We start from the raw sequence: 24024 nt of genomic DNA, 5'->3' as shown, positions 1-24024 counted from the left end.
CGCTTTCAAAACTCTGCCGCTTCTTCCTTTCGGGATTGCCGATAAAACCCGTCGGCGCGGCGAATGAAGCCATGTTTGCCCAGCCACTCGCCGAGTACCCCGGAACCGTGCTTGCAGCATATCCTTTCGGCCCCGTCGGGCAAGGATTCGACCACCAGCCGATAGCGCGCGGCCAGCGCCTCGAAAGTCATGCGGTCCGGAAAAATACCGAATTTCGCCAGTTCCGACAGGAAGGCCTTTTCCCAGGCATAACCGGAATGGATCAAGCCGTCGCTGTGCCCGTAGCTGTTCGTGAAAATATTTTTCGTGGTATCCCGGAAAACGCCGTAACGGAGGCCGTGCTTCAAGAGCTGGGGGTTAATATCCTCCTCCCGGTACGCCCAGCATTTGCCGCCGGTCTTTACCGCGGATTCGAGAATGAACAGGCCGCCGATTTTCATCAGGATCAAATTGTCGTCCGGCTTTTCCGGATCGCGGAAAACGGGACGCCGTTCTTCCCTATCCTGCGAAAGGCGGGACGGGGACTCCTTTACGGAATTGCCGGTCCAGATATGGGTAAATTCGATCCGGTCGACAAACTGCAACCAGAACTCATACCGGCGGCTGTCTTCGACGAGTTGCCTGAAAACCGCCTCCAGATCGTGCGGCACCAGCCATCGCTGGACCATGGCCTTGGCCTTCGGCGTCACCCGCAGCCAGGCGGTTTGCCTTTCCAGCGAAGGGCTCTTCCAGCGGAACACGGCCAGCGACAATAAAGCCTCGTGAGGCTCGGCAGCCAGGCACAGGGAATACCGGTCGAGTATTCTGGCCAAGCCTTTGTCGATGCATTCCCTGCGTTGCCGCAGTTGGGCCAGGACGGGATCGATCGCCCGCTTGAAACGGTCGTCCGGATAGCCGACGATCGCATCGACCTGAGCCATCACCAATTCGGGCCAGAACCAGGAGGTCGGCGGAATATCGACCTCCCGGGCGATGCGCTCCACGATTTCGGAGCGCCCTTCCAGCGCGTCTTCGGCCAGCGTCCGCGTGGCGTTTTTTTCCAGGACCCTGCTGTGCTTTAGAATCCCTTCCAGCCAGCGCGGCTTAAAGCTCGAACTGCGCGCTACGGCATCCAGCGAGTTCGCGAGAAAAGCCCGCAGCGCCTCTCGATTCCGAACCTCGGCCGCGTTGTTGCCCGGCGGGCAATTCAGGTAGGCGCTGAGCAGGCCCTGCCAGGGATAAGGGCTCAGCATCCGCCCGGAATATTGCGCGGCGAATTCGGTCAGCAAGAAGCGGACAGCGCTCTCCGATTGCATCAGCGAGCCGTGGCCGGCGATTTCGGTATGCAGTCCGCGGCAGAGCAATGCGACTTCCAGCCAACTGAAAGAAGGCGTCTTCGAAGGCTCCTTGACCCAATGGAAAAACTTCTCCAGCGTCTGGCGCACCATTTCCGGATTGGGCTTGCCCATATCCGCATTTTTCAGGGTTTCCCCGATCCTGATTTTTGTCGCCTCCATATGCTTGACGGAGGCCGCGAAAGGCGGAATGCGGTAAATATCTTCGAATTTCAGCAAGGCGCAGCTGAAATGCTCGGCGTATTTCACAGGCATTTCCCGAAATCGGCGGTATCGACCGTATTCACGGTACTCGGCGTTTCGTCGAACCCCAAAAAATCCAGTTTGAATTCGACCCGCCGCATTTCGGCTTCCGTTTTTCCCACGCCGTTGTTGAAGCTGTAGCCGCCCACCAAAAAAAGATCGCGGATCATGCGCTTGTCGTCGTCGAGTAAAATGGTTTCTTCAGGCGCCGGCGATTCGAACAGGCTGCACAGCACGGTTTCCGCCCGCCGCATGCTCAGCTGCAGATTGAGCAGATAGGAACCGGTCGGAGAGGCATAGCCCTCGACCACGACCCGCTTGAGCAATTTCCCCCGGTCCTTGCGCGCGACATTCAGCACGATGGGCACGAACTTCCGCAGCGTCCGCCTGGCGGACTCGGAGAGTTTGGAATCGTTGTTGCCGAACTGGGCCTGGCTGCCGAAATCGATGCGGTTGTTGACGCAATCGACCGTCACGCCGCTGACGCCCTGAGCCGCCTGCTTGATTTCTTCGCACAGCAGGCCGATTTTCTTGAGATGCTCCAATTCCGGCGCCGGATTGGTGATGATGACCAGCGAAAAGGTCATGACGATCAGAAACAGCATCATCATTGCCGTCATCAGGTCGGCATACGAAATCCAGAACGGCTTTTCGCCTTCTTCCTTCGGCCTGGGGAGAGGTGTGCCGCGCGACAGCATCAGATTTCCCCGCGCCGCATCATCATGTCGGCAAGCCCGCCGATGGAAGCCGCCAGCGGCTCGTAGGCCGAGGCGACCTGGTTGAGCGTGTCGGCGTGATGCTTGTGAAACTCGGCATCGTGCCTTGCCATTTCTTCCCGAAACCTCGCCAGGGTTTCCGCCAGCTTCTCGGCGATGGCGGCCACCGATTTATCCGCCTCGGCATTCAGTTGTTCGAACGCTTCCACCGTCGCCTGCATCTGCTGAACGATTTGCCAGTTCATGCCGGCCTCCTGTTTGGCCCTTTCGAGCATGCTTGCCATTTCGGCGACCATTTGGGCGAGGGCGTCGCGCGTTCCGGCAGACTGCTCCAAAATGGCCGCGACCGAATGCGAGGCGTTTTCCAACAGGCCGCCGCTTTGGGCAAGCTGCAGCGAGACCTGCTCGGCGCGCTCCAGCACACCGGCCACTTTGTCGCCGGCCAGCGAAAAACGTTGGGTGGCTTCCGAAATGCGCGCCGCGCTATCGTTCATTTTTTCGATAGCCGCGGCGAAGGTCCGGCTCGTGTCGGCCAGCTGCGCTTCCAGCGTTCCCTGGGAGGCGCCGAGGACATCCACCAGGGACGCCATGTGGGTAGTGAGCTCTTCGCGCTCGGCTTTGCCCGACCGGCGCAGTTCGTGCAGAAGTTCGTGAAAACCCGCCTGCATGTCCCGCATCGATTGGGCCGAGTCGTCCATCATCCCGACCAGCCCCAGCATGCGGTCGGCAAAGGCGCTGTCGATTTTGTCGGCAAACGACTGGACCAGTTGCTCCAGGTTGGTGGTCACCGTAGCGCCCTGTTCGCGGCCGACACGCGCCATTTTATTGCCGATGTCGTCCAGGCCTCTCTCCAGTATGCGGTTAACCCGGTCGCCGTGCTCCCTCCCCGATTCGATATGTTCCCGGATTCTCGCCGACAGCAAATCGCCCAGCCGCTGCGATTGTTCGATCTGCCGCACGGTCTGATTTTGCAGCACGGCGGACAGTTCGTCGACGAGGCTGTCTTTCAGTTGGCTCATTTGGACGGCGTTTTCGGATGACGACTTGACGAGCGAAGCCAGGTAATCTTCGCCGACGCCGCCTTCGTACAACGTATCCAGCAGTCGGCACAGCGCTTCCAGCCGCCGATAGCAAAGATTGAGCAATACCTTCTCGAAAAACGTCACCGTCATGGCGGCGCCGATGGCGAAAAAGGAGGCGATGAAGGCGCCCTGGACTTCGGTGAACAAGCTTTTCAAACCGAGGAAAAGCTTTTCCATCTGGGCGGCGTCGGCCCTCGCCTTGGCCAGCAGCGAAGGGTCGAATTGCTGAATGCCGTGAATCAATCCGTAAAACGTGCCGATAATGCCGATTCCGGTCAACAGGCCCGGCAGGTGTTTGAAAAACTCCACGTTCAATCGGGCATCGACGAGCAATTGGGGGCTGAAGATCGCTTCGGCGGAAACGGTCGAGCGGATACGGACTATCCGTCCTTGCGCGTTTCGGTCCTCGTACTGCTCGTGCAGGGTGTCTCGGAAGGTATCCCAAACGCCGGCAAAGAAACGGTGCCGGAATATCCGGTCCAATTCGTCTTTGGTGACGGTTTCACCGCCGGCTTTTTGCCGCCGGAGAGCCGCTAAGGCGCCGATGGCCGATTGGAGGCGCACCAGGGAAAAAACCGCTTGCCCCACGTACCAAACCAAAAATAACAGCAACAGCACGGCAACCACATTGATCACCATCCGCGGATTGCCGCTGATGGGAATATCCAGCCATTGGGCGAATTGCCGGGGGAGAAAAGCGAACAAGGAGTCTAACATTTAAAGCGCATTCCAACAGTGTTTGGGAAGGGTGCAAAAGAGCTCCGTGAAAAACCGGGCCGGCACAGTATTACCGGGATCCTGCCGAGCGGACCCGCTCGGGCAAACGGAAAAATCGGCCATGAAAATCGAAGAATAAAGCTCTACCTGGACTTTATGCGGCTCATGCTATCACGGCACGCTGAGCGAGTCATGCAAAAATCCGGCCTCGAAAAGGCCGGCCCGAACGTCGAACCGGATGGAATGAAGTGCGTCGTATCTCCTGACGTGCCGCAAAGATTTTTCTCGGGCTGTCGGGGAAAAAAGAGGGTACCTGCCGGCAACGGCCAGAATGAAAACGAAAACACAGACGCAAGCCGAAACCGCCGACTCAAAAGCCGCCAGCTTCCGCCGGCAGGCGTTGTTCGCCGTCCTCGTCAAGCAATAAGAAAGGCACAGCGAACTTCGGATGCCCGGAAGAACTGCCGACCGCCGAATCCCCGGCCAAAAGCGAAGCCGGAGCGTATGAACCGGTATTTGCCGCCGGTTTTTCCGCCGCAAACACGGCGTTGCGGGACAAACCTGCCAGGCGCCGGCGAAGCCGGACCGCGTTATCCGAAGGCAGCAGAAAAACGTAAGCATGCCGGCGCGGCAAAACGGTCCCGAGATAACCGGGGTTAAGCCTGCGGAATCGATCAGGCGGCATATCGGCCAGACCCGCGATCGCGGCGATTTTCTTTTCGGCCAGATAATTCACTTCAAACGCATCGTCGATTTTGACTTTGACGAAATACGGCTCGTTCTTGACGGACGGCAACCGAACATCAAAGTGGGCCGGGCGGGCGAAGATCGCCGATAAAGCCAGCAGCCGGGGAACGTACTCCTTCGTTTCACGGGGCAAGTTCAGCGACCAGAAATCGGCCGGCAAGCCCGCCGCCCGGTTACGGCCGACCGCATTGTCTACCGCGGCCTGCCCCGCATTATAAGCCGCCAGCGCCAGCAGCCAGTCGCCGTTGAAATGGCGATATAAACCGCTCAGGAAACGTATCGCCGCCTGGGTGGATTTTTGAATATCGAGCCGTTCGTCATAATCGCGGCTTTGCGTCAAATCGTAGTCGATGCCGGTGCCGGGAATGAATTGCCAGAGCCCTTTAGCGTTTTTCGGAGATTCGGCGGTCGGCCGGTAAGCGCTTTCGACGATCGGGAGCAGCGCCAGCTCCAGCGGCAACCGGTAACGGCTGAGTTCTTCGACGATATGGTACAGGTAGGGGCGCGCGCGTTCGCCTACGCGATAGAGGAAATCGGGATTTCGGGTGTAAACGTCGATGAATTTATCGATACGCGGGTCGATCGCGGCCTGTTCGCCTGGATGCCCTGCCGGAAGAGCCTGTTTTTCGAGCCGGTTTGCATTGCGCTCCGGCTGCCGGCTGCCCGGTCCGGGCGCGAATGATCGGGATTTTGCGCAACGCGAGGCCGTTTTTACAGTCCCCTCTTCTGTGCTCAGGCGCCAGGACAAACGCGCTGAAGCTTTAAAGCCATTTAACCGGCCGGTTAACCTGTCGGTTGAGCCAAGGGCGGGTTGCCGGCGAAAATCGAGATGCGGCTCCCCGATTCGGGTTTGCTCCTTCCATGCCCGCAAAGCCGTCTCGCTATCCGCAACAAGCACATTGCCGTGCCGCCTCTTCGCCGCGAACGGCACGCAATCCGCCTCGTTGTCCTGCGAGCCTTTCGCGCCCAGCAGTTTCATGCCCAGCGCCGTGTAGCGGGGCGGAGCAAATTTCGGCCGGCTTGATTCCGAATCATCGGAAACAAGCTCCGTTTGCGGCAAAGCTTCGAAAGAGGATCGCAAATAGCGGCCTCCACCCCGATGCTTACGCTTTTTGAGGACAACCGCCGAAGAACCGGAGCGGACCGCCGCCTGATCGGCAGCGGCCGGGCGAAGAATGCCCATTCCGGAACGGATACGCGCCCAGACGTCGTCCGGGCCGGCAACCGTCATTCTTGCGTAAGGTCTCTTGTGTTTGGCAGTATCGAAAGCGGCGGCGGCTTCGGGAACAGGACCGGCCAAGGTAACGCCGATGACGAGAGTCAACACTTCCATAAAATACCGCATAACCGTTCCCTCACCCGCCATGCTCCGGCGCAAACCGGCCGGAGCGATCCCGAAAAATATTTTCCCCTGCGCTTTGTCGCCCCAGTGAGATAAAGCTACGGAGATTTCGACCGCCGCCGCGGAAAAAGATTCGTTATCGTCCCGGTTAACGGATGATCCGAAGGAAGTATTTCCACGGAATCGGCGCAATCCCGGTAAAATCTGGCCTGCCGAATATTTCCGTTTTGCCGACCGATGCCCAAATCGATCCGTTTCAAGCTGTTTTTGACCCTGCTGCTGACGACGCTGCTGGTAGTCGCCGGCATGTACGCCTTCATGCGCTGGTCGCTGGACCGCGGCTTCGCCGAGTTTCTCGAAAAAAGGCAGCAGGAGCACCTGTCCACGCTGCTCGAAAATCTCGAAAATCATTACACGGCCGATCCCGGTTGGGAGCGCCTGGCCGGCAACAAACGCCAATGGCTGGACTTGCTGGGGACAAGCCACGAACATCGGCGTCATTTTCCGCTGGACTGGCTGAGGCAAGCCATGAGAGAACCGCCGGACGTTTGGCCGCCCGATTTGCCCGGCCCGAAATCCGAACGCCGGTTTCTGCCGCTGGAATTGCGGGTGATGCTGCTGCGCGCGGACAAAACGGTTATTTTCGGCCGCCGCGACCGGTTGGAGCAATTGGCCTTGCACCCTATTCTGTACCGACAGCAGGTCGTCGGCTACCTGGGCGTGTTGCCCGGCAAACCGCTCAATCAGCCGATCGAGCTGCAGTTCATCGAACGGCAAGGCCGGTCTTTCGTATGGATCGCGCTGGGAATGGTGCTGCTGTCCGCGGTGCTCGCCTCGGTGCTGGCGTACGCGCTCGGCCGGCCGTTAAAACGCATCGCCGGCGCGGCCAGAACGCTGGCGGCCGGCAATTACGACATCCGCCTGCCGGTCGAATCGGCCGACGAACTGGGGCAATTGGCGCGCGATTTCAACGAGATGGCGGCCGCGCTGGGACAGGCCGAACGGGCGCGGCGGCGCTGGATCGCGGACATTTCGCACGAACTGCGGACACCGATCGCGCTGCTGCGCGGCGAACTGGAAGCCTTGCAGGACGGCATTCGTCCTTTGACGCGCGAGGCGGTCGATGCCTTGTACGGCGATCTGATGCGCCTGAACCGCCTGACCGACGATCTGTATCAACTCTCGCTGTCCGACCAGGGCGCCTTGAGCTACCGCAAATCCGCGGTCGACCCGGTTGCGATCCTGCGGGCGGACACGGACGCCCTAGCCCCGGAATTTGCCGCCAAAGGGATCGCGGTAAAACTCATCGACCGGCGCGAATCCCCATTTACCCTTCATGCCGACCCGGACCGCCTGTCGCAGCTTTTCCGCAACCTGTTGACCAACAGCCTGAATTATACCGACGCCGGGGGACGACTGAACGTGACCGCCGCGCGGAAAGCCGGCGCGCTCGCGGTCGAATTTGCCGACAGCGCGCCGGGCGTGCCGGAAGCGGCGCTGCCGCACCTGTTCGACCGCTTTTACCGGGTCGAAAGCTCGCGCAGCCGCCATCACGGCGGCGCCGGCCTCGGGCTGGCGATCTGCAGCAATATCGTGAAGGCGCACCGGGGCAAGATCAGCGCAAGCGCTTCCGCGGCGGGCGGGCTTCGGGTTCGGATCGAACTGCCGGTGAACGGATGAAACGGATACTGATCGTCGAAGACGAACCCCGGCTCGCGCAATTGGAGGCCGATTATCTGCAGGCGGCGGGCTTTGCCGGCACGATTCTGGCCGACGGCCTCGCCGTCGTGCCCTGGCTCAGGCAGCATGGCGCCGACCTGGTGCTGCTGGATCTGATGCTGCCCGGCCGGGACGGCCTGGAACTGTGCCGCGAGATCAGGAGCTTCAGCACGGTGCCGATCATCATGGTCACCGCACGCATCGAAGAAATCGACCGCCTGCTGGGGCTGGAGCTCGGCGCCGACGACTATATCTGCAAGCCTTTCAGCCCGCGCGAGATGGTCGCGCGCGTAAAGGCGGTCTTGCGCCGCCTGCAACCGCCCGCCCCAACACCGAACGGGCATTCGCTGGCTCTCGATCCCGGCCAATTCCGGGTGCGCGCCGGCAGCCGGGAAGCCGAATTGACCGCGGTCGAATTCGAACTGCTGCAGGCCTTGCACCGGCAGCCGGGACGCATTTTCTCCAGGCAGCAGTTGATGGATCTGATCTATCCCGACCAGCGCATCGTCTCCGACCGGACGATCGACAGCCACATCAAGAAGCTGCGCAAAAAACTGGCCGAACTGCTGCCCGAAAAGGAAGTGATCCACTCGGTTTACGGCGCCGGCTACCGTTACGAAAACCCGGATTAGCGCATTTTCATATCGAGTGCAGAGAGGTCCTCACCTTCTGAAAGGCGCCCAGCCGTTAAGCCCAGCCCCGTAGGGTACGCTGTGCGTACCTTTCGACATGGAGGGTACGCACAGCGTACCCTACGGGGGCAGTCGTCCGGCAATCCCTGAATGACGTGCTTTCCTTACGAAGGCCATATACCCAAAGCGAAAATGCTCTACCGCATCTCCAGGGGCGGCGCCGTTTCGCGTCCTTCCTGTTTCCGCTCGAAATACCGCGCTGAAACTTCCACATTGTTTCCACAATTGCTGCAAATTGTTTGCATGGTCGCCGATTATCTTATTCCCCAAGAACGGCGAAACCTCCCGTTCGAATCCCCAAATTAATCTGAATGAGGCAAGACCATGAACAAAACCTTACTGACACTCGCATTCGTAACGATCTTCCCGTTGACCGCTGCCGCGTTTCCCGGCGCCCAGGGCCCCGGTTCGGAAGATCATCAGCAGCCTCGGATCGAACGCCTGACCCAGGAGCTGCAACTGACGGAAGAACAAAAAGGCAAAGTGGAAGCGATCTTTAAGGAACAACAGGACAAATTCAAGGCGCTGCACGAAGAAACCCACAGCAAACTCGGCGCCGTATTGACTCCGGAACAATTGACCAAACTCGACGCGCTCAAAAAACAGCACCGCGGACACTGGAAGAATAAAAAAGGTCAGGCAAAATCCGAATAAACCGCGGCCCAAAGGAGCGTCGAACGCTCTCCTACCCGCCTTCCGATACACCGGCAGCGCAGGCAGGATCGGAGTTCGACGCTGCGCCAAGCCCGTAGCCGCCGGCCGGGCCGGCGGACCGGGCAAATACTTCGGCGTATCGCTTCGAAGCGGAAAAGCCTTTGATTTTTTATAAAAAGTCGTTTTTTCCGCAAAAATTTCCGCTTAAGCTCGCTAGCGAACATAACCGCTGACGACCGACGGATAAAATGAAAAAAGGGAGAGTCAACAATCACAGGAGACAAGGAATGATCTCAAGGGAAAACACCCGGCCCGCCTCGACCCCATCCTCCGAATGCGCGCACGCCGGCTGCCATTGTCCGGTTTCGGCCGGCCAGAAATATTGCAGCGATTATTGCGAAAATATGGTCGGCGCCGATACTTGCAACTGCGGGCATGCCGAATGCAATCCCGCAGCAAAGGACGACCGGTAGCACGAGCCGCGGAAGATTCTCTTTTGCATGCCGCGTTCGAGCTGACGAGTTTCGGCTAATACGCCCCTGTAGAACGATTTTTAATCTCTCCGCGGTAGTCGATTCGAGCAGGAATCTCAAAGCCTTCCGCCGGAGGGACGACGCCTGGGTCGGCAGTATCGACGTCGCCATCAAAAAGCGAAAACCGCCTGCCTGTTCGGCATGCCATCCGGCGAACTGGCAAACTTTCGCAACCGAACGGCCTTGATGAACGCCGATAGAACCCAGGGAATTTTATCGGCCGGCCGGCGGCCTAAAGATTTTCCGACATCGAGGCGTCAATCATGTCCGCTCCAGTCTTCACACGGCACATCCGCCATGCGGTGTTTCTTGCCGCCGCCGGATGCCTGCTTGCGGCGGCCGCTTACGGAGAAGAGACCGTAAATCCTCCGCGGCCCGCCGTCGCTTCACCCCCTGCCGCTGCCACGACCGGGTTGCCCCCTATGGAACAGGCTTTGGTGCCCGAAGGCGTATTCGCCGTGCGGCTCGCCGAAGCGTTAAAGCTTGGCCGGGCGCCGGACGAAGCCCAAGCGGAATCGCTGCTCGACGGCTTCGGCATCGGGCCCGCAAACGGCTGGATTACCGATTATCCCGTAACGCCGGCGGTACTGGGGGATATCGAGAAAAGCCTTGCCGACGCCGCCGGGCAGGGAAAACTCGGTTTCGGCAAGCACCAAGCCCTGGCGCTGCTCGCCGAAGTGGAAAAAGCACTCGGGCTCGACGTGACGCCGGATCTGAAAACGCCTGCCGGCCCGGTCCGCAAGCCGGAAAACAAGCCCTTGTATCGCTATACCGACGTGCAGGGAGAAATTCATTACACCGATGACTACAATGCCATACCGGAAGCCTATCGGAACAGCGTCAAAACCCTGAATCCGCCGGCGCCCCCCGGAGTTTCCGACCTGGACGGAGGACTGACGGGCGAAGCGCCCCTGCCGGAATACGCGCCAAATCCGAATTCCGGCGCCGTCGAGGATTATTTCGACGTGTACGGCCCGCCCGTGGTCACCTATTATTCGCCGCCGGCGCCTTACGATTATCTTTACACCTGGACGCCTTACCCCTTCTGGTCCACGGGATTCTATTTTCCCGGCTTCTTCGTGTTGAACGATTTTCACCGCGCTGTATTTCTCGACCGCCATCGTTATTTCGTCAGCCGCCATACCGGCGGCAACAGATACCGTTATCCAGGGGCCGAGAGATCGCTCAAAACGCCTCCAGGAGGCTTTCGCCAGCCCAGATACGGGTTTTACACGCCGTCTGCCAGAGCCGGCGCTCGGGCCATCGTGTCGCGCGTCGGGAGCCGCCGCGGCTGGAACCGCTCCGCTTCCAGGGAAGGTTTTTCGGGAAGCCGAAGCCAGCGCCCTCAAATCATCCGCTGGAATTCCGCCCTTCGAGCGGCGCGGCGGAACGGCGGTTCCGCTGTCACTCCATCGTATCGTTCCCGCGATATTGCCAATCGCCGGACGAACCCGCAGCAAGAAGCGAGACGGCTTGCCGGCGGAAACGGACGCGAACGGCGGTCTTTCGGCCAAGGAATTCAAGTGCCCCAAAACATCCGCGCCGCTCCCCTCCATCGCCGGGAGCGCATCTTCCTGCCGCCTCGTACCGCAGAAAGAAGCATGTCGCCGGCGGCTCCCCGCCGCGGAGCCTTCGAAGGATTTCAAGGCGGCGCCCGCTTCGGCACCCGCGGAAGCGGGTCTTTCGGAGGCGGCGCAAGATCCGGCGCGCGCCGGTAAGCCCAGGCGGATGCCGAATCGGCCCTTCCCTATATAGAGTGGCTACGCGGTAGCGAGAACGCCGGGCCTCGACGGGAGAAACTTCACATAAATTTCCAATGAAGGCAAAATATCGGCCCCTGAAAATTGTTACACTGAGCGGAACGGGGGGGGGGTTATAACCCATAGGCGCTAACCTAAAATATAAAATATTGAAAGTAAAAGGAATCTCTCCTTAAAGTTTTACTTTGATTTGCCGTTCCAAAAACCATAACATATTGGAAATTAATTATTTTTATTGGAATTGGTCAATTTTTAAGTTAGCGCCTATGGGTTTATCTCCCCGTCCCCCTGTTTGAAAATTCTCCGCAAGCACAAAATCATCCTCCCTGTCCGTCCCGCTTCAAACGTTACGGACGGAATGAATATCCCCGCCCGGCATGCGTTGTAGGGTACGCTGTGCGTACCATTGGTGTGCTATACCATTGAGGAGGGAAGGTACGCACAGCGTACCCTACAACTGAGTTTAAAAAAAACGTCTCTGCCCCATTGCCGCCAGCCGAGGTGTCCGATGAGGCGCGTAGCGCGAGGGAACGATCGGGTAGCCTTTTGGGGGAAGTGATTTTCTGTCACATCCCAACTAAAGGCTGATGCTGTTTCCCGCAGGATTCAGTTAGTGCAGGCGGCTTAAGTTGGCAAAACCGTAATCGTTTTGCGGCACATCGACGGTTTCGACCTCCAGAACTTTTACCTTGCACTGGTGCATCGGCGGTTCGAGCCCGAGTTCTTCCAGGTTTTGTATCTGGTGCGAAAGGGTGGTCTGTAGGGCCAACAAGGCTTTTTCCTCGGTCGGCCCGTGGGCAATGCAGCCCGGAATATCCGGGCAATAAGCGGTGAAACTTTTGGCGAGACCTTTGTTGGTCGGCTGAATAATGGCGAATAATTTCATTTTCATAACGCTCACTCTAGTTTATTTATCGTTAAAGGCAGATGGCCCCCCGCTCCGATGTTTTTGTTATGTCCGTGAGGTTCTTCTAAAAGAAGATTCTACAGATACCGGCAAGACGCTGTATAGAGATATAAAAGTGCCATAATGGATAGAGAATGGATAGGCCGCGTATTCATTTCGGCCCGCGTTTTCGCCAAGCAGGCACAAGTTCCCCGGTATACAGCGCGTTCCCTTCGCCGTCTTTCAGCACAACCGTCATTACCCCGCTCCGGCCGTCAACGTCGACCTGGCCGAACGATTGCAAGCCCAACAACGGCGACAGATTCGATACCGGCGAGGCTTTCTGGAAGATCACTTGCGGACCGAACGTATCGTCCAGCTCGTGCGGGCCGAAGCTGCCCGCGTTCAAAGGCCCCGCGACAAACTCCCAAAACGGTTCGAAATCCTTGAACCGGGCCTTCGCCGGCTCGTAAAAATGAGCGGCCGCATAATGCACGTCCGCGGTCAGCCAGACCGTGTTGGCGATGCCTTCCCGCTTCAGGAACGCCAGCAACTCGGCCAGTTCGAATTCGCGCCCCCGCACCGGGCCGTCGCCGTTCGCCACACTTTCGAATTGCGGCCGGCTCCGGCCGTCGACGCCGTCCAGCGACTGCAGGCCGAGCGGCATGTCCGCCGCAATCACCTTCCATACCGCGGCCGACCGCTTCAAGCCGGCTTTCAGCCAGTCCAACTGCTCCCGTCCCAGGTAGCATGTCTCCGGCCCCGGCCGGGCCTGGTCGTTGCAGTTGTTGCCGCCGCGGTACGAACGCATGTCCAGCGCGAACACGTCGAGCAGCGGCCCGTAAGACAACTTCCGGTAAATCCGCCCGGCGGCATCGGCGGAGGGCAGACGCATCGGCGCATATTCGAACGCGGCCCGCCTGCCGCGCTCGACCAGCTTTGCGATCGATTTTTCGGCATAGCGCGGATCGGCGCCCAAATCTTTCGAGGGGGACCAGTTATTGGTGATCTCATGGTCGTCCCAAAGCCAGACGGTCGGGACTTCCGCATTGAAACGCCGCAGGTTGTCGTCGAGCAGATTGTATTTATAGCGGCCGCGAAACTCGTCCAGCGTCTCGGCGACCTTGGCGACTTCCGGAATCACGAGGTTATTCCAGACCGCGCCGGTCTGCGGCACGATCTGGGATTCCGGAATCGGGCTGTCGGCATAGATGCTGTCGCCGCAGTGAATGAAAAAATCCGGCGCGGTCCGGCGCATCGCTTCGAAGATGCGCATGCCGCCGATATCGGGATTGATGCCCCAGCCCTGCCCGCAGGTATCGCCCGACCACAGGAAGCGCACGTCCCGCCTATCCTCGGGCGCCGTCCGGAAACGGCCGTACAAGGGCTCGCTGAAAATCTTCGGATTATCGAGGTCCCGGAACAGGACTCTGACGTACACCTCCCGCCCGGACGGCAAGCCGCTCAGATCGAGGCGGGCCGTATAATCAGTGCCGGGCAGGGCCAAGGGGCCGGGCAGCGTGCCGGCATCGCTGAAATCGGGCTTGAAGCCGTACTCGACGACCATTCGGGCGGGGCCGTCGGAGCGGCTCCAGACGACGGCCCTATCCGCCAGCATGTCGCCGAACTGAACGCCCTGCAGCGTCAGCGGCCGGCCGGTCAACTCCCCTGCCCGCCCCGACCCGCCGCTACTGCCGTACCCGGCCAGGGTCGGGATAAAACCGGCCCCCAATGCCAGCCCCGCCGTCTTGAGGAAATGGCGTCGGGACCCTAAAACATCATTCGCCATCTGAAACAGATCATGATTGAACACCGGACTTTATTATGGGAACGGAATCATGACAGGCTGATGACGGAACGGCCGCTTTCATCATTTCGTAACAGTCGCGGACTAGAATGCCGACAAAAATAGCAAGAAGAGTACCAGCGCTGCATGAAATTCAAGCGGGTTTATCTACAGGCGGCCTTCCTGGCGGCGGCCGGCCTCGCCCTGTCGAATGACCGAATGCCGGGCTTCGCCATCGCGCACGATCCCGGACAGATTTCCCTGACCCCTGTGTTCGCTACTTCTCCCCTCCCCTCCGCCGCGCTCGGGCAAACGCTGATCGCGTCACCGTTGTTGAGCCGGATCGAAGGCAAGCCCCGGCTGGTCGCCGCCGCCTCCAATGGCCTGATTTCACTGCTGGATGCGGAAACCGGCGCGCCGGCGTGGCAAATCGACGCGCCAGCTCCCGACGGACAACAGGTCGAGCTGGTTGCGACGCCGGTGCTGGTGGGCGAAAAGCTGGTGATCGTTTACCAATGCCTGGACCGGGGCGTCCGCGTCAGTCACCGCATGGCGGTGATCGATCTGGCGCTACGGCAACTGGACGCGGCGTTTCCGGTCCTGGAGTTCGGCGCCGAGAAACCGGCCGCGGACGGCCGCTCGACCGTCCGATTCAACCCGCCGACCGCCTATTCGCACGCGGCCTTGAAACACGCGCCGAAAAAAGACGGCGGGCTCGGCGTGGCGTACGCGTCTTTCGGCAACGCCGGCGACACCCAGCCTTTTCACGGCTGGCTGTTCGAAGTCGATCTGGACCTCTGGCGGCGGCAAGGCCCGGAGCGGGCGATTACCGCCGCGCTGCTGACCACGCCGGAAGCCGAATGCCCGGTCACGGTGGAATCCGGCACCCGGGAAATGATCTGCGGCGGCGGCATCTGGACCCCGCCCGGCCCCCAGCTCTACCCGTCCGGAGACAACTAGATAGTGTCGTCATAAGATAGCTGTCCACAGGGCGATGCACCGGATCTGCACAGCGGCCAGGAACGATGCGGTGTTCTTGGCATAGCGTGTGGCAATACCTCGCCAGCGCTTGAGGTGCAAGAACGCGTTTTCTACTAAATGCCGCAGTTTGTACAGGTCGCGATCGTAGTCGCGGGGTTGTTTTCGATTGCGGCGTGGCGGAATGACCACCGTCATCTGATTTGCTTCGGCTTGGGCTACGATAGCATCGCTATCGTAGCCTTTGTCCGCCAATAAGTACTGAGCATCCACGCCTTCGATCAAGGCTGAAGCCTGCGAACAATCTGCTGTGGTACCTGCTGTAATAAGGATTCTGACCGGCATACCATGCGCATCCACGGCCAGATGTATCTTACTGTTGAGCCCCCTTTTGTGACCGCCATGCCCTGATTGCCGCCTTGCGCGCCGGTCGCATGCGGATGGACTTTGATGTGGCTGGCATCAATCATCAACCATTCATAGTCGGGTTCGGTGACCAACTGTTCCAACAGGGCTTCCCAGACGCCGTGATCTCGCCAACGGCAAAACCGGCGATGGGTGTTCTTCCAATCGCCATAGTCAGGTGGCAGGTCGCGCCATGGCGCACCGGTACGCAAAATCCAGAAGACCGCATTGATAAACAAGCGGTTGTCTCGCGCTTTTCCGCCCCAGGCCCCGGCACGGCCGGGCAGATGGGGTTCCAGTAAGCTCCAAACCGTATCGGAAATGTCATGGCGGCGGTGGGCAGGTTGGGACATGGCTCTTTAATCTCATCAGCAACGACAATCTCCGTATTATACCTGACAAAGACTTATCTTGTGACGACACTATCTACGAACTGTTCGTGCCGACCGGCAACGGTCAGGTGGATCTGTCCCGGCGCGATTACGCCAATACGCTGATACGCCTGAAACCCGGACTCGCCTTCGATCCCGGCTGCGATGTCCAATTATGCACGGATTTCGATCCCCAAAACCCGGACAATGCCTGCATGGCATCCTGCAAAAATCTGTTCATTCCCCGACTGGCCGCGCACAATCCGCCATTGCAGCCCGCAAGCGGCGACTGCGACGGCAAAAGCTACGCGGACTGCCTGGCCTGGATGGATTACGACCTCGGCGCGAACGCGCCGGTCAAAGTCGCTTTGCAGGACGGACGCTCGGTGCTGGTGCAGCCTGGCAAGGACGGCGGGGTTTCCCTATTGGATGCGGAGCATCTCGGCACGCAGTACGACCGGCTGCAGATCGCCGACGTCTGCGGCACCGCCGCCGACCCCTGCAAGATTCCCTGGATGGGCATGATCGTGACGCAGCCGGTCGTCAGCTATGCGGCGGATGTCCCGGTGGTGGTCGTTCCGACCTTCGTGCCGGATAAAACGCATCCGGCCGGCTTGGTCGCGCTGAAGATCGTGAGCGAAAACGGCACGCCGAAGTTCGCGCGTTTCTGGCAATTTCCCGCGCCCGAAAGCCCCGAAGCGAAGCAGCGCTTCCGAGCCCACCCCTCATTGCCGGTGATTTCGAAGCTTCCGCAAAGCGGGGAGGAAATCGTGTGGATCATCGATATCGGCCAGCACGGCACGCTTTACGGAATACGCATCCGGGACGGCAAGCGGCTGGCCGAGGTTTCGCTCCGGGGAACGGGGCGGCCGCTCTCCGCGCCGGTCATTCATCAAAATTACCTTTATGCGGCCTCCAGCCAGCCGAATACGCAACAAGCGCTCGTAGAAGGCTTCAGGATCGACGCGGAACCTTAGCATGCAAATCCCCTCGCGCGCCGGCATCCCTCTCGGCATTCAAGCCGAACGCGAACGGCGGACGCCGATGTCACGCAATTTTCATGCGCCGCTGTTAGCATCGCTGCTGCGCTTTGCTCCGCGAGCGGCGCACTGCTTGCGGCACACAGGGCTGCCGGCCTCCGGCGTTTTCAGCAGCGTCCCACTGACTTGTAATAACCTCCGGTGAGATTATGGACAACACTACCTACCGCACCATCTGGATTTCAGACCTTCACCTCGGTTCCGCGCAATGCCAGGCGGACGTGCTGCTCGATTTTTTGAAACAGACCGAGAGCGAAAAACTTTACCTGGTCGGCGACATCATCGATTTCTGGTCGCTGTCGAAAAAAATGTACTGGCCACGCGAGCACAATACGGTGATACAGAAACTGCTCCGCAAGGCCCGCCACGGCACCCAGATTATTTACGTGCCCGGTAACCATGACGAAAATGTGCGCGACTACCACAATTACGTGTTCGGGGATATCGTGGTCAAAAATACGGACGTGCATACCACCGTCCTGGGCAAGCAGTTTCTGGTGGTGCACGGCGACGAATACGACACGATCGCTCAATATCACCAGTGGATCGCCAGACTCGGCAGCGCCGGCTACGACTTTCTGTTATGGATCAACCGCATCTTGCGTCCGGTCAGGCGCTGGCTCGGCATCCAGTCGCATTTCTCGCTGGCCGCCTACGTGAAGTTCAAAGTCAAAAACATCGTGCAGTTCATTTCCGATTACGAAAAAAGCATCGTCAGCACGTTGCGCGACAAAGGGCTGGACGGCGTGATCTGCGGCCACATCCACCATGCCGAAATCAAGGAAATGGAAGGCTTCCTATACGTGAATACCGGGGATTTCGTCGAAAGCTGCACCGCGATCGTCGAGCATTTCGACGGCAGCCTGGAACTGATGCATTGGCTCAAACAGGATGAGCCGGCGCTTGCGGCGCAAATCGCTCTCGAAGCCCACGTTCATGATTGAAAAGGATCAACGCGATGCATAAACCCTCGAACCCTTTTGCCGCCGCCGATCCGGTTCCCGCCGATGCGCCCCTGCGCGCCGCATCTTCGACAGCCCGCGGTTTCCACACGATCCTGGCCGCGCAGTTCTTTTCCTCGCTCGGCGACAACGCGCTGCTGTTCGCGGCGATCGCGCTGCTCGAATCGATGCAGGCGCCCGCCTGGCAGATCCCGGTGCTGCAGCAGTTCTTCGTGTTCGCGTTCATTCTGCTGGCCCCGTTTGTGGGCGCCTACGCGGATGCGCTGCCGAAAGGCCAGGTGATGTTCATCAGCAACAGCATCAAGACGGCCGGCTGCCTGGCGATGCTGTTCGGCCTGCATCCTTTGATCGCCTACGGCTTTGTCGGCCTCGGCGCGGCGCTGTATTCGCCGGCGAAATACGGGATTCTGACCGAATATCTGCCGGCCGAAAGGCTGGTCTGGGCGAACGGCTGGATGGAAGGGCTGACCGTCGCCGCGATCATTCTGGGCGCCATTTTCGGCGGTTTGCTGATCGGGCCGCGCACCGAAGACCTGATCGTGCAGCGGTTGAACGGGCTGGCTTTCAACGGCGGCATCGATACCGCGCCCGAATTCGCGATTCTGGCGGTCCTGGGCATTTACCTGGTCGCGGCCATACTGAATTGCTTCATCCCGAAACTGGCGATCGAGCACGCGTTGACGCATCGCGATCCGGTCTCGCTGGTCAGGGAGTTCCGGCAGAGTTTCCGGATGCTCTGGCAAGATCCGCTGGGCCAGGTTTCGCTGGCGGTCACCTCGCTGTTCTGGGGCGCCGGCACCAGCCTGCGCTTCATCATTCTGGCCTGGTCGGCCGCCGCCTTGAATTTCGACCGGGAACAGGCGACGCAGTTGACCGCAGTCGTCGCGCTCGGCCTGGCGGCCGGCTCGGTGATTGCCGCCAAATCGGTGCCGGTGATGCATGCGGTCAAGGTCCTGCCGCTCGGCATCGCGATGGGGCTGGTCGTGCTGGCGATGGCGTGGGTGAGCGACTGGCGCCTGGCCACGCTGCTGCTGCTTGCGATCGGCATCCTGGCCGGCAGTTTCCTGATTCCGATGAACGCCCTGCTCCAGCACCGCGGGCATTTGCTGATGGGGTCGGGCCATTCGGTCGCGGTGCAGAACTTCAACGAGAACCTGAGCATTCTGCTGATGCTCGGCGCTTATTCCCTGATGATCAAGGCCGGTTTTTCAATCCAGACCGTCGTGATCGCCTTCGGTTTGTTCATCGCGCTCAGCATGGCCGCGATCCATCGCCTTCACGGCCACGATCAGGATTCGAACCCGTAACATTCCGCCGGCTTTCGCCGCGACGGCGAAATCCGGCGTTCCGCGTAATTTCTTCCAGAGCTCCCGGCAGCAGCGCTTAAACCGCTCCCGGTCGCAATCGGTCAACCGGTAACGGTAACGCGGTTCAAGCGGCGCCGGTAGGGCCGTAGGATGTGGTGAGGAACGAACCGCATCGTTCGCGATTGATGCGGTTCCTATCGTCACCGCATCCTACGACCCTTGTTTTTAAAGGACCGCACATGTTGTTCGACATGCAGCAAGGCATGCAGGCGCCGGGCCCGATCGATCGGTTGGTCGTTGTCCATTGTGGATAGGGCCTCAGCCGGTGTTTAAGGATTTCGTCAAAAACAATCTCCCCCTTTGAAAGAGGGGAAAGCGAACGTTTATTTCAGCTTATCTTTAGCCTACCGATTTCGGGAAATTATTCGGAGCCAAATCCTAAATGGATTGATCCGAAAGCCAAAAACAAAGAGAATAACAATCGGCGCTAGCCAATTTCTTCAATCGATAGGAGGGCGGAATCTCATGGCAACAAACAAACTACAACAAAAACTCGGGTTGGCTCTTTCCGGCGGCGGTTTTCGGGCCTCGTACTTCCACATCGGCGTACTGGCGCAAATGGCCGAGCAGGGCCTGTTGCGCGATGTGGAAGTGATCTCCGCCGTTTCCGGCGGGTCAATCATTGCCGCGCTGTACTACCTCCATGCCAAAAAACTGCTGGAGTCCAAACCGGATGACGAAGTGAAGGACCAGGACTATATCGACCTCGTCAAACGGATTGAAACCGATTTCAAAAAGGCGACGGACCGAAACATCCGCTTGCGCACCTTCGCCGATTTCCGCTCCAACCTCAAGATGGCCGCGGCCAATTATTCCCGCAGCGACCGCATCTCCGAACTCTATAACGCCTATCTCTACCGGAACGTACTGAACGACGTTTCCGACCCGGTGCAGATGCGGGAACTGAAGATTCATCCTCCGGGCGAGCCGGATGATTTTCATCCCAGGACCGGAAATGCCCGCCGAAAAGCCAAAGTGCCGATCCTGAACCTCAACGCGACAGTGTTGAACAACGGGCAGGATTGGCAATTCACCGCCCAAACCATGGGCGAACCGCTGGGAGATATAGACGTCGAACTGCCGGAAACGGTTACCCCCGCCGACATCTACCGTAGAGCGCCGTCTTACGCGAACATCGCTCCCCACCAGCAGAATTTCGAACTCGGCCATGCCGTAGGAGCGTCCGCCTGCGTTCCGGGCCTGTTTCCGCCGCTCGCGGTCAGCGGGCTTTACCGGGACGAAGACGATAACATCCGCATCCAGCTGGTCGACGGCGGGGTATACGACAACCAGGGCATCGAGGCGTTGTTGTGGACCGGCTGCACCCACTTCATCGTCAGCGACGCTTCCCTGCAATTGGCCGTTGAAGACGAACCGGATACGGATACGCTTCCGGTGCTGCTACGCGCCTCGAACTGCGTGACGCCCGACCGGCTCCGGAGCGAAACCCTCGATAACCTGTTCGATACTTTCGGACGCGACAAAACCGCTTTCATGCATTTGCGCAAAGATCTGGGGATTCGCAAGATTCCCTGGATCGATCAGGACGGCAAGCCCGCCGAAGGCGGCGCTCCCTCCTTTCCGCCTGAAACCGGGGAATTCGGGATCGCTCCCGAAATACAGGAGCTCCTGGCCACCGTACGCACCGACCTGGATGCGTTCAGCGAAGTCGAAGCCTATTCGCTGATGCTGGACGGTTACCGGATGAGCGCCCCGGAACTCGATGCCTTCAGGGACAATAACGGGTTCGGGACGGCACAAGCCCAACCCCTTGCCTCGTGGAGCTTTCTGGCCATCGCGCCGAAGATCGACGCGCCGAGCCCCGATCTTCTCAAACAGTTGAAGGTATCCGGGCTGCGCTTCGGGAAAGCGATGATGCTGATTCCTGCGCTCTCGGCCCTGATCACCGCGCTGATGCTGCTTCTGCTGGTATTGCTCTGGCCTCTCCTGAAGCAGGCGTTCGAATTCGAAATTCCGCTCGGCGTGATCGCGGTTCTGGTGGCGGTCGTGGCGGCATATCAACACTTAATGAAATGGGAGCGGATGTTCGCCTTCGTGAAGCCGTTGCGGCTGTCCATCGATGCGATCAAACGCATCGTCTTGAATGTGGTCCCGGCGCTGCTCCTGATGCCGGTCATTTGGATTTATCTCAGGCTGATCAATCCGCTTTACCTGTGGCGGGGCAGAGTCGACAACCTCGACCTGAGTGCGGCGGAACGATGGAAACACTTCTTGAAATGGCTAAGGTCAAACGCAGCCTGAAGAGGCTTGCTGTTGATGAGGGGGAAACGCGCCCGTCAGACCTTGCCCCGGCAGTTCGAGGACAATATGCGGGAGCGCACCGACTCCCGCAAGACGGATAGTTAATCTTTACAAATAAGGCCGTGTGGGATTTCCCGGAGCCCGTTCAGGAATCCCGCCCGAAGTATTCTCCCGTCGGAGGTAGCCATTATGAAAGCAGCCCAAATACACGGCCCGAAAAATATTTCGTACGATACCGTTCCCGATCCGGCGATTCGCGACGACAGGGATATGATTCTAAAAGTTACCGCCACGGCCATCTGCGGCTCCGATCTGCATATGTATTCCGGCGGAATCCCGCAAGTGCGCCCGATGGTGATGAGCCACGAATTCATGGGTATCGTGGAAGAATGCACTGCCGTTCCTGGGATACGTGGCTTCGATGCCGGGAAAGGGGTTAAGGGCCGCAAACGCCATCTTCTAGTGGATATCCTGGGTTGTCTTATGGCCGTCGTCGTGACCGTCGCCAGTGTACAAGACCGGGACGGCGCGCGCCGGTCGGTAGTCGAGCGTACCTTCGGCTGGTTGAACCACTCGCACCGCCTCAGCAAAAGTCATGAGCGTCTCACTCGCACGGACGAAACCTGGATTTATATCGCCATGCTCTGTACACGACAAAAAATAACGCAAGCCCCGGCATCAAAGCCTGATCGCCATGATTTTAGGATTCAATTCGCTGACGCCAACCCTATCCGGCGAACAGAAGAACAGCACCAACAACCTGAACCTATCTTCAATGTCCTGAAGCCCCTGCAGAAGGCTATGGGTCAGATAATCCAGGCCATAGCGAAACAAACTTTGCTCCTTCCGCCCATGCTTTTTTATTTTCAAAGGCCGGATGACCCGATGCTTCCATTCCCCTGTCTTATGTGCCCAACAACAGGCCAGGGCCACTAACGCCATTACCTTCTTGATCCGAAAGTAATGGGTCAGGCGGGTTTCTTCCAGATGGAAGCCCCGGCCTTTTAGGCACTGGAACAGAGGCTCTATTTCCCAGCGCAAACTATCGATCTCCAGCGGTTGTGAAAAACGTTGGTTGCCCGCCAGGATCAACAATTCGCCGCTGTCCAGCTTCATGCCGCTGAGCCATACCCATTGCTGACCGATGCGGCGCCTTTTTCTCAGCGCGCGGCTTTTGCCCGCTTTCAGGTCAGCAAACACCGATCGGACAGGGCGCTCATCGTCTAACAACTGGTTTTCCTTAATCCGGATCAGATAAGGAATGCCCTGATCGCTGAGCCATTGCCACCACTGATCGCCAATAAATTCGCGGTCGCCCAGAATGCCCAAAATGCCTCGTCGCCCAAACCGATCGATAAATCGCTGCAGCAAGGCAATGCGCTCACGCTGGCTGGAGTTGCCCGGTTTGTTCAGCACCCGCCAATACACCGGAATCGCCGTCCCTTGGTAGACGATGCCCAAAGTCAGGATATTGAGATTCTTTTCACCCCATTTCCAGTGCGTGCGATCCAGCGTCAGATAGTATGACTTCTCCTGAAAATCAAACAGCTGCATGATCAGGTCCGCCACCGCATCATAATCAAACACGACCTCTTGAAAGAAGCGCTGCAACCGGCGGTAGCGGGATTTCGGGTCGGCCTGACTGGTAAACCCTAACGCCAGTTGCGTCAGATTCATGCGTTTCAACCGCACTAAAGCCAGCAGCATGCCGGCAAAACAATCCAATCGGCACTTGCCCCAGCCCAAATGGCCTTTTAGAATCACTCTCAGTCCATCGTTCAATTCCATTTCATTTCATCTCCTGCTTGGTCGCATAGAGTGAAATCGATTGGCGATGGACTTTCAAGCCTTCTATTTACAACCCTTTTTATTCAAGGGGTTCGCTGTTTTTGTCGTGTACAGAGGTCCAATGGTACGAAATCTTACGTTAGCCTTTAAACTCATTCGTATTTCACCATTTATTATAAGCGCATCTTATGGCCTTGCGGAAAACAGGGTGCGGATCATCATGGCCCAAGTTACACTGACAAAATGCGTGTGAATTTTTAACCCAACAGCTTCTAATTTCAAAACGGTAACATATTGAAGCAATGTCATATTATGCAAGCCCTGCAGGTCGGGCAACCGCTTTATCGTTGCCCGACGTCCGGGTGGCGATCACGCTTCGGACTATGGACTATGACTCGGGTCTGAAACCCCGCCACCTTTCAAGGCATGGGAAATGTCGGGCACCCAAAGCGCGTACCCGACCTACACGACTTAACGACGTGGCCGACAAACCACCGTTATCCAATACCAAGCCTCGATCCCAAAACCCGTCCGACAAAAGCGCGTCACTTTATTTAACGGGCCGGATGGGGGAAATCTCCCGCTTAAACGTCTTCCCGTTAAATTGAGCCGATAGGGTCGGCAACCTGGCGCTTGCCCC

At 58.7% G+C, this 24024-nt stretch carries 18 protein-coding genes and 2 pseudogenes; 11 read left to right on the top strand and 9 right to left on the bottom strand.

Translation table 11 applies throughout. The annotated features are described in order from the left end of the window. Positions 1 to 5 precede the first annotated feature (5 nt). From METAL_RS06220 to METAL_RS19855, 4 genes are all read right to left on the bottom strand, one after another. Complete coding sequence (locus METAL_RS06220) at positions 6 to 1589, bottom strand: EH signature domain-containing protein (protein ID WP_005370676.1); 1584 nt, start codon at positions 1587 to 1589, stop codon at positions 6 to 8. Beyond that, positions 1580 to 2275: an OmpA/MotB family protein gene (locus tag METAL_RS06215; protein ID WP_005370674.1), complete on the bottom strand. Its 696-nt coding sequence runs from the start codon at positions 2273 to 2275 to the stop codon at positions 1580 to 1582. The genes METAL_RS06220 and METAL_RS06215 overlap by 10 nt, the downstream gene beginning before the upstream one ends. After that, positions 2275 to 4092, bottom strand: a complete 1818-nt coding sequence (gene zorA / locus METAL_RS06210; protein WP_005370672.1) for an anti-phage ZorAB system protein ZorA — start codon at positions 4090 to 4092, stop codon at positions 2275 to 2277. The genes METAL_RS06215 and zorA overlap by 1 nt, the downstream gene beginning before the upstream one ends. A gap of 370 nt (positions 4093 to 4462) precedes the next feature. Further along, positions 4463 to 6184, bottom strand: coding sequence for a transglycosylase SLT domain-containing protein (locus METAL_RS19855; protein ID WP_005370671.1), 1722 nt, complete (start codon positions 6182 to 6184; stop codon positions 4463 to 4465). Between the two features lie 234 nt (positions 6185 to 6418). On the opposite strand from METAL_RS19855, the gene METAL_RS06200 reads away from it, so the two are divergent. From METAL_RS06200 to METAL_RS06180, 5 genes are all read left to right on the top strand, one after another. Continuing rightward, positions 6419 to 7861 (top strand): ATP-binding protein, encoded by a 1443-nt coding sequence (locus METAL_RS06200; protein ID WP_005370669.1) that lies wholly within the window; start codon positions 6419 to 6421, stop codon positions 7859 to 7861. Further along, positions 7858 to 8532, top strand: a complete 675-nt coding sequence (locus tag METAL_RS06195; protein WP_005370667.1) for a response regulator — start codon at positions 7858 to 7860, stop codon at positions 8530 to 8532. Before METAL_RS06200 ends, METAL_RS06195 begins: the two co-directional genes overlap by 4 nt. A gap of 384 nt (positions 8533 to 8916) precedes the next feature. Further along, positions 8917 to 9246: a Spy/CpxP family protein refolding chaperone gene (locus METAL_RS06190; RefSeq protein WP_005370665.1), complete on the top strand. Its 330-nt coding sequence runs from the start codon at positions 8917 to 8919 to the stop codon at positions 9244 to 9246. A gap of 287 nt (positions 9247 to 9533) precedes the next feature. Further along, on the top strand, positions 9534 to 9719 hold the full coding sequence (locus METAL_RS06185) for a hypothetical protein (RefSeq protein ID WP_005370663.1): 186 nt from the start codon (positions 9534 to 9536) through the stop codon (positions 9717 to 9719). Between the two features lie 323 nt (positions 9720 to 10042). Continuing rightward, positions 10043 to 11497 carry a hypothetical protein gene (locus METAL_RS06180; protein ID WP_005370661.1) on the top strand — a complete coding sequence of 485 codons (1455 nt, stop codon included), beginning with the start codon at positions 10043 to 10045 and terminating at the stop codon, positions 11495 to 11497. A 652-nt stretch (positions 11498 to 12149) separates the two neighbouring features. On the opposite strand, the gene METAL_RS06175 is transcribed toward METAL_RS06180, so the two are convergent. Beyond that, positions 12150 to 12431, bottom strand: a complete 282-nt coding sequence (locus METAL_RS06175) for a type II toxin-antitoxin system HicB family antitoxin (protein ID WP_005370659.1) — start codon at positions 12429 to 12431, stop codon at positions 12150 to 12152. Positions 12432 to 12597: 166 nt separating this feature from the next. Further along, complete coding sequence (locus tag METAL_RS06170; protein ID WP_005370653.1) at positions 12598 to 14214, bottom strand: alkaline phosphatase D family protein; 1617 nt, start codon at positions 14212 to 14214, stop codon at positions 12598 to 12600. 144 nt (positions 14215 to 14358) lie between these two features. On the opposite strand from METAL_RS06170, the gene METAL_RS06165 reads away from it, so the two are divergent. After that, the gene (locus tag METAL_RS06165) at positions 14359 to 15171 is read left to right on the top strand and encodes a hypothetical protein (protein WP_005370652.1); all 813 of its coding nucleotides are present in this window, start codon (positions 14359 to 14361) and stop codon (positions 15169 to 15171) included. 9 nt (positions 15172 to 15180) lie between these two features. Here METAL_RS06165 and METAL_RS21960 read toward each other — a convergent pair. Continuing rightward, a pseudogene (locus METAL_RS21960) lies at positions 15181 to 15579 on the bottom strand (IS5 family transposase); the annotation flags it as partial. Beyond that, a complete protein-coding gene (locus tag METAL_RS21955) occupies positions 15471 to 15947 on the bottom strand; it encodes an IS5 family transposase (protein WP_031429487.1) in 477 nt (158 codons plus the stop codon). The gene METAL_RS21955 and the pseudogene METAL_RS21960, both read right to left, overlap by 109 nt. An 86-nt stretch (positions 15948 to 16033) precedes the next feature. On the opposite strand from METAL_RS21955, the gene METAL_RS06150 reads away from it, so the two are divergent. From METAL_RS06150 to METAL_RS21815, 5 genes and pseudogenes are all read left to right on the top strand, one after another. Continuing rightward, positions 16034 to 16942, top strand: coding sequence for a hypothetical protein (locus tag METAL_RS06150; protein WP_005370651.1), 909 nt, complete (start codon positions 16034 to 16036; stop codon positions 16940 to 16942). 212 nt (positions 16943 to 17154) lie between these two features. Then, positions 17155 to 17949 carry a UDP-2,3-diacylglucosamine diphosphatase gene (locus METAL_RS06140; protein WP_005370635.1) on the top strand — a complete coding sequence of 265 codons (795 nt, stop codon included), beginning with the start codon at positions 17155 to 17157 and terminating at the stop codon, positions 17947 to 17949. Positions 17950 to 17963: 14 nt separating this feature from the next. Beyond that, entirely contained in the window at positions 17964 to 19274 is a 1311-nt protein-coding gene (gene lplT, locus METAL_RS06135) for a lysophospholipid transporter LplT (protein ID WP_005370634.1), read from the top strand. A 525-nt stretch (positions 19275 to 19799) separates the two neighbouring features. Then, positions 19800 to 21596, top strand: coding sequence for a patatin-like phospholipase family protein (locus tag METAL_RS06130; protein WP_005370631.1), 1797 nt, complete (start codon positions 19800 to 19802; stop codon positions 21594 to 21596). A gap of 189 nt (positions 21597 to 21785) precedes the next feature. Beyond that, a pseudogene (locus METAL_RS21815) lies at positions 21786 to 22241 on the top strand (alcohol dehydrogenase catalytic domain-containing protein); the annotation flags it as partial. Positions 22242 to 22274: 33 nt separating this feature from the next. Here METAL_RS21815 and METAL_RS21470 read toward each other — a convergent pair. Then, positions 22275 to 23384, bottom strand: a complete 1110-nt coding sequence (locus METAL_RS21470) for an IS4 family transposase (RefSeq protein WP_005370628.1) — start codon at positions 23382 to 23384, stop codon at positions 22275 to 22277. Positions 23385 to 24024 lie beyond the last annotated feature (640 nt).

This window comes from Methylomicrobium album BG8 (genome assembly GCF_000214275.2).
Taxonomy (GTDB): Bacteria; Pseudomonadota; Gammaproteobacteria; order Methylococcales; family Methylomonadaceae; genus Methylomicrobium; species Methylomicrobium agile.
The sequence above is the reverse complement of the archived record's forward strand: the minus strand, read 5'-3'. Positions and strand labels throughout refer to the sequence as shown.